We start from the raw sequence: 12,118 nt of genomic DNA on the forward strand, positions 1-12,118 counted from the left end.
TGGGAAGTATAATTGATAACGATTATCATTTACAACAATAACATTTTAACTTCTACATCGTTCAGTTCAAAACGAAAGATTTCCGACTTCATAGATGTATCGACATTCAACATATCTTCATTCAAGCTTCATTCTTTCCCTCTCACTTCTATAGTAAGATGATGTGGACTTACCCATGAACTAGATACTGCAATTCCACAAGGAGGATTTCCATATGAAAAGTTATCTTGTGTTCGGTGCAAGCAAAGGATTAGGAGATGCCTTCGTCAGAGGTGTGCCCGAACAGGGCGATAAAGTCTGGGTCGTTTCTCGAAGCAGACCGGAAAGCCTGGACTTGAGTGATGGTGTACAGCGGATATGGATACAGGCCGATCTTTCTGAGCTGAATGCCGCTACCATTGTTACGGACCAGTTGAAGCATGAACCTTTGGATGTACTGATATACAATGTAGGCATTTGGGAGAAGGAAGGCTTCGAGGATCACTATACGTTCGATAAAGACGAGCCTGCGGACATCAGTCAGCTGATCCATGTTAATATCACTTCAACGATAGTATGTATACAGGCATTATTGCCTCATCTAAGACAATCTGCAGCGGGCAAAATCATTCTTATTGGTTCAACAGCCGGCTTGAATAATGCCAGTAGTACACAAGTATCTTTTGTCGCCTCCAAGTTTGCCATTCGCGGAATCACTGAGGCTTTGAGAGAACATACCAGACATGACGGCATCGCCGTTACATGTATTAACCCCGGAGAACTGGCAGCAGAGATCCCTTATGAAGAAGGACCGGATCGAGCTCTTACTGCGTATGACGGGACACGTATTCCGCTTCAGGATATGGTTTCTATCGTTCGCTGTATCGTGAATTTGTCCAAAGCAGCCTGTGTAAAAGAAATCAACATGCCAGCACTAACGGATATGAACACCTAGCTAGAATAAGAAGAAGATTGCTATACTTAACTGTGCGCCAAAAGCCCACTCTCTTAAAAAGAGAGCGGGCTTTTGGCGCAGTTTAACCGTCAATACCTTTAAATTTTAAACCCTTTGACAAGGTCGTTAAGACGTAGCGCACTTTCCTTCACTTGATCCGATTGACTCGTCACTTGCAGTGATTGCTCGATAGAGGACACCATATGTTCAGCAATATGCTGACTTGAAGCAGCGGATTGCTCACTGGCTGTCGCAATTTCATGAATCGCTCTCACCAACGTCTCAACAGTTTCATTCACCTGTCGTGCTGTCGTGTGGAGATCATTCACCGTTTTGGCTTGTTCAACTGCATGAGTGTAATACTCATCTGCCGTATCTTCCAACAACTTATAGTCATTGCCCACCTGATTGAACATAAAGGTAAGCATTTCCTTCGCGCTAGAAGACAGAAGAGCGACAGACGCTGTAACTTCACTTGTAACATGCCGAATCTCGTCTGCAGCTTGTCTGGAGCCATCTGCCAATTTGCGGATTTCCTCAGCTACAACGGCAAAGCCACGTCCTGCTTCACCTGCACGAGCCGCTTCAATGGAAGCATTCAATGCGAGCAAGTTGGTCTGCGAGGTAATATCCAGAATGGACTGGGACAGAACACCGATCTGGTCCACTGCATGTGCACGCTCCAACGCATCATTCATCTTCACGCTTGCACTTGTATACATTTCCTGAGCTGCCTTACTAGACACACTAGCCTCCTGCTTCAGAACCTCAGCTTTGCCGCTAGTAACATTAGCAGACTCGGCCTTCTCCTTAGTACGGGCGGAGATGTATTCCGCCGCTCGAAGGACCTCATTGACGGATTGATTCATATTCTCGGTATATGCAGAAGTCTCTTCCATCGTTGCCGACAACTCTTCTACCGTTGCAGACACCTCACGTATGCGCTCATTGAGTTCCGACATGTTCTGATTCGTGAGGTCACTCATCTCATTGATCTGCTGAGACTCATTCACCACACTTGTAATTACATTTGAAGTGGAACCCGTCATGTTATGAATGGCACGGGCAATGACACTAATTTCATTCTTACCTTGGAGCAACTGGGGAGCAATGGTAGCTGCCAGATTGCCCTGTGTAACCTCTTCACAGTAGCTATTGATCGCACGCATCCGACGATGAATATTTCTAATCGTCAGATAGGACATAATGACCAAAACAGCCAGTGAAGTGAGGAGAACTATACCAAGAAACAGCGCTGCATCTCGAATGGTATCTTGGGTTTGCGCATATAATTTTGCAGATTCTTCTTCATTATATGTACTTAACTTCGTAACCGTTTCTACAATAGCTGTACTGCTTTTATTAATTCGATCTCTTTCCTCATCATCATAGGTTCCCGTTGTTTTCTTGACGTTCATGATCTGTTCAATGTCCTGGTCGTAAACTTCCAGCTTCGCCTTGAGATCATTGAAGATTTCTTGTTCTGTTGCATCAAGAGTTCTTGCGGAAAACTCGCCCATTCCACCCATCACATTTTTCTTGTTCTTCTGAACTTGCTCATATTGCTTGTCCGTATATTCTTGCTTATCGAGAAGCTTGGTATAGTTGGCACGCATATTATAGAAATCAGCCTTAATCTCCAAAATATTGGTCTGATGCAAGAATCGATCTGTATATAACGCGCCCTGGGCCAGTCTTACATCATTCATACCAAATATGCCGAATAGAAATAGTACAACGAGTCCAATCAAACTAACGGCAATCATTAATATCAAGGTTGTCGTTATCTTCAGCTGTCGAATCCCTCTCCCCCCTGATTTACTACTCCCTGATTTCTTAGACATACATACTCCTCCGGTTCTCCATAGGTCTATATTTCACAACGTGATACTTATAGTATCGGTGCATAGTAGTCTCAATTGTTAGCTATATGTAAAGTTGTGCATCCTTCTGCCCCAATATGATGTCACTTCCACTACTTTCTCGATCCGATCTTAATTCCATTTCTGTTGATTATTTTTCGTTTAGCCTACGGAAATCTACATAAATATATATATTATTCCGACATATAATTAGGCGCTTTTAGCTTAATACACATCTGGGGAGATGGAACATGTCAAACATTTTAAAGAAGCGGGGACTAAAGAAACCACGAACTTCCAGCATCGCGAACACATTATCCATTGTGCTATTGGTCATTATCGTTGTCGTCTTTGCCGTCCTGGGGACGTTCATGTATTCAAGCACACAAAACATTCTGGTCAAACAACAGGAGTCTATGCTTCAGACCAAGACACAAGCGATTGTAAGTGAGTTCGATGCATTATTCAAAGAAAAAGGTTCACTGGTTAAGCAAATGTCAACAAATAAACTATTTCGACAATATATAGAAACGACTGAATCCGCAGAGGTAGCCACCACTTCCACGTATGCAGCGGAAACACAGGACACACTCGCAGCCATTGTAAAAGAAGAACCTTCATTTGCGGATGCCTGGATCGCCGGTCTGGATGGTAAGGGGTTTTGGCTTCAAAATGATGGTGCGGCTTCCGCTCCGGACTTTGATATCCAAGCACGACCGTATTATGAGCCAGTATTAGCGGCAGATGGTCTTTACTACTCTGATCCATATATCGATATCGCATCGAACAATGTACTTATGGGTATTTTTTATCCAATCAAAGATGACAGCAATACCATGATCGGATTTGCCGCGGCCGATATTGCATTTAAGGATATCCCGGCGATTATGGAGAGTTATTCACTAGGAAGCACGGGTTACTCCATTCTACTTTCCAAGACCGGAGATATTCTCTACCATCCGGATCAGGAGAAAGTGTTGAAAGAAAAGATTACGGACACGACTGGCGATATTGGGGACATCGGCAAAAAGATGATCGCTGGAGAGTCTGGAGTGCAGCTAATTAATGACAACGGGGAACGTCGTTATATTGGCTACGCAACCAGTAAAGATACAGGGTGGTCCGTAGGTCTGACCATATCCGAGAAAGAAGTTCTCGCGGAATTAAAAACATTCACATGGATTACGCTTGGCGGATTTGCCGTTGCTACCATTTTGCTCGTGATCATCAGTTACATTACACTTCGTTATCTGCTCAGAGCAATTCCACAACTGCTTGCCAAGATCAAGCTGATTGAACAAGGTGACCTGACAGTTGAACTGGATGCGAAGTCCAATAATGAGATCGGTCAGATTGCTCAAGGCTTGAATTCCATGGTGCAGAAGATTCAAGGCATGCTGCAGATGGTTGGTAGCTCGGCTCATGTCTTGAATCAGTCGTCTAATGATCTGCAAGCCATATCTTCAAGAACGGCAGGGACCATGAACGATACGTCTACAGCCATCAATGAGATTGCCAATGCGACCAATTATCAATCCATTGAGACGGAAAATATTTTACGCAAAACAGGTTCATTATCGAATCAAATCGATGAAATTGCGACGGATGCTCAAGCGATCGAGACGATGGTGCAGACATCTGTTGATCAGAGCGGCCAAGGACTCTTAGTCGTTGAACAACTCTCCAAATGGGCTGAGGAAAACCACAATTCAACACAGGCAATGTCCTCCATTATTCAGGAGATTGATCTGAGCCGTAATGAAATATCCAGTTTTGTGGACACCGTAAAACAAATTGCTTCACAAACCAACCTGCTGGCACTCAATGCATCGATTGAAGCTGCTCGTGCTGGTGAACAGGGCAGAGGTTTTGCTGTCGTGGCCGAAGAAGTGCGTAAGCTTGCGGAGCAAACTGCACAGGCGACAGAAGAAATCAACAAGAAAGTACGTGTCATTGAAGAGAAAACCAACATATCGGTTGAACATACCGTGCGCGGTATGAACATTGCGGATGAAAATGCCAAATCTGTAGAGGACACGAAACAAGTCTTCTTCAGTATTAACAAGGACCTGGAAGATTTGAAATTGCGCATGGTCCAGATCACTGGTAATACAACCAATGTTCATAAGCATAAAGATGAAATTTTCCAAGCGCTGGAGATTATCTCTTCTACTACAGAAGAGAACTCTGCTTCAACGGAAGAAGTTAGCGCAAGCACGCAGGAACAATTGGACAGCATTGAACAGGTGGCTGATCTTTCGAAGCAGTTGAATCAGTTATCCAATAAATTGCAAGACGAATTGAGCCAGTTCAAGGTTGAATAGTATAAGTGACGGTCTCCCTCCTCTTCTCATTTGCGCCTGATCCATTTATTATAAATAGATATGTGTGTACGAAGAGGATTGGAGGAACACATCATCATGAACTTTGCTAAACGTATGGACCACTTCGGTGAAGGAATCTTCACTCGGCTGCTGGAGATCAAACGCAATCGCCTGGAGAATGGACAACCTGTCATTGATCTCAGTGTAGGTACACCCAATATTCCACCTGCGCAGCATATCATCACCGCACTATGTGAAGCTGCTGCTGATCCGTTGAACTATATATACGCGGTGAATGACCAGAGTGAGCTGCTGCAAGCTACAAGTGAGTGGTACAAGCAGCGCTATCAAGTCGAGTTGGACCCGAAGACACAGGTATGTTCCTTACTCGGTTCACAGGAGGGACTGGCGCATATCTCCCTCTCCATCGTGGACGAAGGAGATCTCGTTCTGGTACCTGATCCCTGTTATCCTGTCTTCGCTGATGGACCTTTATTGGCCGGAGCAGAGCTGTATTATATGCCGCAAAAAGAAGAAAACGGATATGTTATTCAGCTTCAGGATATTCCGGAAGATATCGCTCATCGAGCGAAATTCATGCTGGTCTCCTATCCCAACAATCCGACAACAGCGATGGCACCGGATCAGTTCTATCTCGACTTGATTGCCTTTGCCAAGAAGTATGATATTATCGTGCTCCACGATAATGCGTACAGTGAACTCGTATTTGACGGCAAGTCATGTGGAAGTTTTCTTGCGTTTCCTGGCGCCATGGACGTGGGTGTGGAATTCAATTCCTTATCCAAAACCTATGGCCTGGCCGGAGCCCGAATCGGCTTCTGTGTGGGCAATGCAACCATGGTCTCCATGCTGAAAAAGCTAAAATCTAATATGGATTACGGTATGTTCCTACCGATCCAAAAAGCAGCAATTGCTGCCATTACCGGAGATCAGTCCGAGGTTGAACGGGTCAGAGCGATCTATGAACAGCGCAGAGACATCCTCTGTGAGGGCTTCAGCAATCTCGGTTGGCCTATTGCCAAACCTGAAGCGACCATGTTCATCTGGAGCCGAATACCGGCCAACTACGACAGCTCGGAGCAGTTCGCCATGGATCTGGTTACACATGCAGGAGTCATCGCAACACCAGGGAGTGCCTTTGGTCCTTCAGGTGAAGGTTATGTGCGATTCGCCCTCGTTCAGGATATTGAAATATTACAGCAAGCCGTACAGTCAGTCGATGACAGCGGGATTTTGAAATCCAGCTAACGGGAGTAACATTCGAATGTGTTCAATTCAAAATCCCCTCAAGGTACACGCAGGAGTAAGAGCTTCACGTTAGATAACGTGACTCTCGATTCCCTGTAGACCTGAGGGGATTTTTTTCATTTGCGGAGGACTAGGCATTGGGCGAATGGTACCACGTGACAGCAAAAAGCCTGCTCGGGGAGCAGGCTTCTTGCCTCAACAATTTTTTATACAGACTTCCGCCAGTTGGAACGATACATCAGATACAGGAAGTACGGCGTTCCAATGATCGCAATGAGTATACCTGATGGAATCTCTGTCGGCGCCATGACCGTTCTACCGATCGTATCGGCGAGCACCAGCATGACTGCACCCGCTAATGCGGATAAGAACATGGATTGTCTTAACTTGTGCCCCGTCAGTAGCCGCACCATATGGGGTGCAATCAGACCAATAAAACCAACGGTTCCTACGCAAGCAACAGCACCTGCAGCAAGTAGTACACCCACTGTCATGGCCAGCAATCGTGTACGACGTACACCCAGACCAAGCCCCGATGCACTATTGTCGTCGAAAACCAGCAGTTCGAATCTGCGTGCCAGCCACCAGGCCACCGGTACCAGAATAACTAAAAATAATCCGATAACCTTCACCTGTTCCCAGGTACGAGCATAGGTGCTTCCTGTCAGCCAGATATACCCGCTGCTACCGTAGACGGCGCCACGGACAATCAGAATCTGAATACCTGCTCCAGCAATGGCAGACATCGCGATCCCTAGCAACACAACCGCCGAAGGGTTCAGCCCTTTCTTCCAAGCGAGGGAGAACACGACCACTGCAGCAATGGCTGCACCGACAATGGCTGCAATCGGTAGCAAGTACATTGGAAGACCCGGCCATAAGATGATGACCATCATCGCTCCAAGTCCTGCACCTGAGGACACCCCAACGATTGAAGCATCCGCCAGTGGGTTACGTACCGCCATCTGAATGAGCACACCGCTAATTGCCAGTGCTGCCCCTGCACCTGCGGCAACAAGTGTACGCGGAATCCGAAGCTGAACTAATGCGGAGAACAGTCCATCCGACTGGAATAGGCTCGGCAACAGATCAGCCAATGGAATTCGCATGCCGCCAAACATTGTACTGAGCAAGATAAGGGCGATCGTAATGACTGAAAACAATACGGCTATCGGGCCAAATGCAAAACGACGTGCAGGTGCTCCTGTGCTCATCGAAGTGGACATGCCTGAGCCGTTCGCAGCCTTCATGCGTGTAAGCACGAGCCAGATGAGCCACGGTGCACCAATGATCGCCATAACCGCACCCGTTGGTAGTTCCATGCTGGAGTTATGCACCATCTTGGCGAGGACATCTGCTCCAACCAGGAGCGCTGCTCCCCATATGAACACACCGGGTAAAAGTAATCGGTTAGAACGTACACCACTCAATCGAACCAGATGTGGTGCGACCAGTCCCACGAAGCCAATCGGCCCAATTACACTGACGATGACTGCAGCCAGCAATACTGCGAGAATTAAACCACCCGCACGAGCCAATCCAACCTTTTGCCCCAACGAAGAAGCGGTTGATTCATCCAGCTCCAGCATATCCCACTGTCTGGACAAAATTAACGCGAGAAGGGTAATGCCAATTACCCAAGGCCAAGCATAGGACACACCACTCCAGTCCTTCTGCACAAGTGTTCCGGAACCCCAAAGAAACAACCCTTGCGTCTCCATGGAGAAAAAAATATGTAATGCGCTTGTAAATGAACCGAGCACCATCGATACAATCATACCGGACAATGCAAGCCGAACCGGGCTTGATGTTCGTCCGCCGCCCATGAAATAAGCAGCAAATGCTGCCAGCAGACCACCAAGAGCTGCGAAGAGAAAAGGCGACTGACTTAACAGGCCTGGAAAAGCAATAACTCCCAGTACCACCACAAAGTACGCTCCTGCATTAATGCCCAGTGTATCTGAAGCAGCCAGTGGATTACGAGTAATCGTTTGCAGCAAAGCGCCCGCAACAGCCAGTGCGCCGCCTGCAAGAATACCAATCACTGTACGCGGCATGCGCAAATCCCAAACCATATTGTGTTCTAATGTATCCTGTCTGCCTGTAAGTGCATCCCAAACGACATGCAAAGGAATGGAAGCTTCTCCATAACACAGACTTACAAAAAAAAGCACGATGAGAGCGGTTAGACCGCCCCCATATATGCTTATTGTGCGCCAATTCATAGCTGGCTTAGATCCTTGAACCGAACTCATTTGGTAATCGCCTCGACTACCCCATCAACCAATACTTTGGAGGAGATCGGTCCACCAAATGTCCATGTTGTGCTATCGAGTTGATATGTGCGTTTTTCCTTCACAAAGTTCAGTCCGTTCCATACCGAGTTATCTTTCATGGCTGTGCCAAAGACGTCATCGTCTGGTTGTGTAATATAAATGAAGTTACTGTCCTTCACATCGGTTAAGGATTCAATGCCTACTGTGGAGAAGCCGTAGTTTTCAACTTTGTCCGGCTGCCAATCGTTAACCAGTCCGATTTTATCCAATGTACCAATCACAACTGAGTTATCGGTAAACATGCGCAGGCTGACTGCATTTTGATATGTGAACGCTTGTGTCAATGCAAAATTGAAGTTTTCTTTCCCCGCAGCAGCCAGTTTTTCTTTGGCTTCTACATAGTGCTGATCGAGATCACTAAGAACTTCTTTTGCTTTGTCTTCTTTACCCAGAGCCGTTGCAATGTTAGTAAAGATCTCTGTCATCTTGTCATAATCATAGCCATTACCATCATACGGATCATATTCAATCGTTGGAGCAATCGCGTTAAGCTGATCGTATACCGCCGTGTTATTGTCTGCATTAGCAATGATGAGATCAGGCTTCAATGCAGCAATAGCTTCGAGATTCGGTTCACTGCGTGTTCCGATATCCGTTACACTGTCATCCAGTGCTGCTTCGGATGTTACCCACACTTTATAGTTAGCGTTATCTGCGTTACCTACTGGTTGAACACCCAGGGCAACGACATCTTCCGTATATGTCCATTCAAGTGTAACAACACGCTCTGCTGGCTTGTCCAGCTTAAGCTCTCCACGTTTATGCTTCACGGTAACAGGACCTGCTGTCTCTTCAGCCGGAGCACTACCCGAGTCACTACCTTGACTTGTATCTGTTGTAGTGGTGGTTTTACCACAACCCGCCAAAACCAGCACAAAGGCCAGCATGATCAACAATCCGTTTAACCCTTTTTTCATATCTGTATCTCCCCTGTTTGTATGTATTTATATGATAACAATTATCATTATCACTATTGGATTATGCCGTAGGAATTGATTTTTGTCAATGCAAAGTACCTTATTCCCATTCTTTTATGAAATAAAAAAGGAGAGGGATAGCTCAAATGCTATCCTTCCCTTCCATTGCTTGCCTGTTTACATTAACTCAACTGCATCGTAGTGATGCATGTATTATCATTTTCGTATGTAGACAATTGCGTTTCTGCAACCTTTCCATCTCGAACAATACGAATCAGATAGGTTCTGTCTCTAGGCACCCAAAAATCCATAAATCCGTTCGCACCAGACTTAATCACATCATCTTTCATAAAAGTGTTGCCTTGAGAATCGTGAATGGTAACGCTAAATTCCTTATTGCTCATTTCCCCCTGACAACCGGTCAAGCTATGAATTGCGCAGGGATGGGTCTGGTCCACATAGGGCGCAATGGAAAGGAAAAATTCATTTTCAGGCAAAACGTATGTAGTGGTCTTTTTATCTTGATCAGTGACAATTAACTCTTTAGCATTAATGGAGGCAGATTCCGGTGTCTCTTTGCCTGTGCTGATATCTTCCACCAATTTTCTGATGTTGGACGCACTGACTGTACCCGGCTCATCCTTGCCCGCCTTGCTTGCAAACAGGTAGGTTCCGATCACAATTACAACTGCAACACTTGCAATGATCCACATTTGTTTTTTCACCTGGAGTCCATCTCCTCGTCCGTTTTGGTTTATTATAAGGGAGAACACAGCGTTACGGACAGTTAACGACACCAAATTCACCATATATTCACATTTTTTGTATTGCAGTACGAGTAATCTGCAGCTTGTGCACTGTATCATTGATAAGTAAGGGAGGTTGTGTATATATGCTTAAGTCTCCATCCGTATCTGACACTGATCGAAGAGTAAACAAATCCAAACTGGCTCTAAAGACAGCCCTTCTGGAATGGATGTCCCGTAAACCATTGGCCAGCATAACCATTACCGATATTGTCAAATCCGCCGATCTGAACCGCAGCACATTTTACAAGCATTATGTATACAAAGAAGACCTGTTTGATGAATTGTTAAATGACGTGCTTGACGATCTCAAATCAGCCTATCGAGCACCCTATCAGCATTTCCGAGATTTCGATATGAAGGACCTTAACGCCTCAGCAATTCAAATTTTTGACCATGTACTGGCTCATGCCTCCTTCTATACATTACTGGTTCGTTCTAACGTGCTGTTGGATTTCAGGGATACACTTTATATAACCCTTAAAAACTTGTATCTGGAGGATGTGACCGATCTGTCGCCTGATCCAAGGTTGGATAAGGAACTTCTCGCCTGTTATCAGGCTAATGCCGTTCTCGGTTTAGTTACGGGTTGGGTGCAAAGCAACTTCAAATACAGTGCCTCCTATATGGTGGAACAACTGTTGGAATTCACACGCATGAACCGCTCCCAAGAGATTTATCGGTCTAATCTCCATTCTGCAACGAGTCCATCAAAATAAAGTTACGCTACAACTCTGTAGTGGTATCTGCTCTTAAAAAGAGGTACTGTCTCCCCTGAAGCTTGAGAATACAGTACCTCTTTATTATCTCGGAACATTCTTTGTAGTTAGTTGCTGATCCAGCCACCATCTACAGGCAACTCAACACCTGTAATGAATTTGGATTCATCAGATGCCAAAAACAGGTAGGCGTAAGCAATATCCATAGATTCACCAGCATGTGGAGGCAGTGGTGCAAGATTTTTGTAATGCTCCCCCATCTCCACCTGGGATTTGATGCCTGCTTTCTCCACCATACCCGTAAACACAGCACCCGGGTGTACGGAGTTCACACGGATATTATCTTTGGCGAACCATTGTGCCCCGTGTTTGGTCAATGAACGTACAGATCCCTTGGAAGCACTATAAGCCGCGCCCTGAGCATCCGCGATTCCACCAATGATTGCTGCAATGGAAGAGGTATTAACGATGGAACCTTGTCCATTCTTCTGCATATAAGGAATGACTGCCTTCATGCCGAGCCATACACCTGTTCCATTAATGGACATAACCTTGTCCCAATCCTCTAACTCAGCTTCCAAAATGCCTTTGGCCATATGGATTCCAGCATTGTTGACCAGAATATCTATTTTGCCGTATTTCGATACGGTTTCTTCCACAACCGCGTTCCAAGACTCTGGGCTGGACACATCCAGCTTCAGCGCAATGGCTTCTCCGCCATCAGCTACGATCTGTTTAACCTGTTCCTCCAAAGCTTCGACTGCCACATCGGTAGCCACTACCTTGGCTCCTTCTTTTGCAAATAATTGAATACCTGCCAATCCCATGCCACTTGCGGCACCGGTTATAATTGCAACTTTTCCAGTTAATCTGCCCATTTCATATCATCCTTTCCTATTACGATGAGTGCCTCATGATGACACCCAACCTGCTAACACCTTTAGTATACGG

The 12,118-nt window shown here is 45.7% G+C and carries 9 protein-coding genes; 4 read left to right on the top strand and 5 right to left on the bottom strand.

The genetic code is table 11. The features are described from left to right. The first annotated feature begins 214 nt into the window (after nucleotides 1–214). Nucleotides 215–934, top strand: a complete 720-nt coding sequence (locus tag MKX75_RS21155; RefSeq protein WP_339166688.1) for an SDR family oxidoreductase — start codon at nucleotides 215–217, stop codon at nucleotides 932–934. Nucleotides 935–1,032: 98 nt separating this feature from the next. Here the strand turns inward: MKX75_RS21155 and MKX75_RS21160 are convergent, their stop codons facing one another. Further along, nucleotides 1,033–2,778 (bottom strand): methyl-accepting chemotaxis protein, encoded by a 1,746-nt coding sequence (locus MKX75_RS21160; RefSeq protein WP_339166689.1) that lies wholly within the window; start codon nucleotides 2,776–2,778, stop codon nucleotides 1,033–1,035. A gap of 269 nt (nucleotides 2,779–3,047) precedes the next feature. On the opposite strand from MKX75_RS21160, the gene MKX75_RS21165 reads away from it, so the two are divergent. Continuing rightward, entirely contained in the window at nucleotides 3,048–5,120 is a 2,073-nt protein-coding gene (locus MKX75_RS21165; protein ID WP_339166690.1) for a methyl-accepting chemotaxis protein, read from the top strand. Between the two features lie 96 nt (nucleotides 5,121–5,216). Further along, on the top strand, nucleotides 5,217–6,389 hold the full coding sequence (locus MKX75_RS21170) for an aminotransferase class I/II-fold pyridoxal phosphate-dependent enzyme (RefSeq protein WP_339166691.1): 1,173 nt from the start codon (nucleotides 5,217–5,219) through the stop codon (nucleotides 6,387–6,389). 206 nt (nucleotides 6,390–6,595) lie between these two features. On the opposite strand, the gene MKX75_RS21175 is transcribed toward MKX75_RS21170, so the two are convergent. From MKX75_RS21175 to MKX75_RS21185, 3 genes are all read right to left on the bottom strand, one after another. After that, nucleotides 6,596–8,644, bottom strand: a complete 2,049-nt coding sequence (locus MKX75_RS21175; protein ID WP_076332913.1) for an iron ABC transporter permease — start codon at nucleotides 8,642–8,644, stop codon at nucleotides 6,596–6,598. After that, complete coding sequence (locus MKX75_RS21180; protein WP_145149792.1) at nucleotides 8,641–9,642, bottom strand: iron-siderophore ABC transporter substrate-binding protein; 1,002 nt, start codon at nucleotides 9,640–9,642, stop codon at nucleotides 8,641–8,643. Before MKX75_RS21180 ends, MKX75_RS21175 begins: the two co-directional genes overlap by 4 nt. A gap of 182 nt (nucleotides 9,643–9,824) precedes the next feature. Continuing rightward, nucleotides 9,825–10,367, bottom strand: a complete 543-nt coding sequence (locus tag MKX75_RS21185) for a CueP family metal-binding protein (protein WP_339166693.1) — start codon at nucleotides 10,365–10,367, stop codon at nucleotides 9,825–9,827. Nucleotides 10,368–10,534: 167 nt separating this feature from the next. Between MKX75_RS21185 and MKX75_RS21190 the strand changes: the two genes are divergently transcribed. Beyond that, nucleotides 10,535–11,167, top strand: coding sequence for a TetR/AcrR family transcriptional regulator C-terminal domain-containing protein (locus tag MKX75_RS21190; protein WP_339166694.1), 633 nt, complete (start codon nucleotides 10,535–10,537; stop codon nucleotides 11,165–11,167). A 107-nt stretch (nucleotides 11,168–11,274) separates the two neighbouring features. On the opposite strand, the gene MKX75_RS21195 is transcribed toward MKX75_RS21190, so the two are convergent. Then, nucleotides 11,275–12,045 carry a glucose 1-dehydrogenase gene (locus tag MKX75_RS21195; RefSeq protein ID WP_062835648.1) on the bottom strand — a complete coding sequence of 257 codons (771 nt, stop codon included), beginning with the start codon at nucleotides 12,043–12,045 and terminating at the stop codon, nucleotides 11,275–11,277. Between the last annotated feature and the right edge of the window lie 73 nt (nucleotides 12,046–12,118).

The organism is Paenibacillus sp. FSL R5-0341, assembly GCF_037975235.1.
GTDB lineage: Bacteria > Bacillota > Bacilli > Paenibacillales > Paenibacillaceae > Paenibacillus > Paenibacillus amylolyticus_A.

Coding starts and splice junctions, on each gene's coding strand:
- MKX75_RS21155 (WP_339166688.1), top strand. CDS start 215: ATGAAAAGTTATCTTGTGTTCGGTGCAAGCAAAGGATTAGGAGATGCC.
- MKX75_RS21160 (WP_339166689.1), bottom strand. CDS start 2,778: ATGTCTAAGAAATCAGGGAGTAGTAAATCAGGGGGGAGAGGGATTCGA.
- MKX75_RS21165 (WP_339166690.1), top strand. CDS start 3,048: ATGTCAAACATTTTAAAGAAGCGGGGACTAAAGAAACCACGAACTTCC.
- MKX75_RS21170 (WP_339166691.1), top strand. CDS start 5,217: ATGAACTTTGCTAAACGTATGGACCACTTCGGTGAAGGAATCTTCACT.
- MKX75_RS21175 (WP_076332913.1), bottom strand. CDS start 8,644: ATGAGTTCGGTTCAAGGATCTAAGCCAGCTATGAATTGGCGCACAATA.
- MKX75_RS21180 (WP_145149792.1), bottom strand. CDS start 9,642: ATGAAAAAAGGGTTAAACGGATTGTTGATCATGCTGGCCTTTGTGCTG.
- MKX75_RS21190 (WP_339166694.1), top strand. CDS start 10,535: ATGCTTAAGTCTCCATCCGTATCTGACACTGATCGAAGAGTAAACAAA.
- MKX75_RS21195 (WP_062835648.1), bottom strand. CDS start 12,045: ATGGGCAGATTAACTGGAAAAGTTGCAATTATAACCGGTGCCGCAAGT.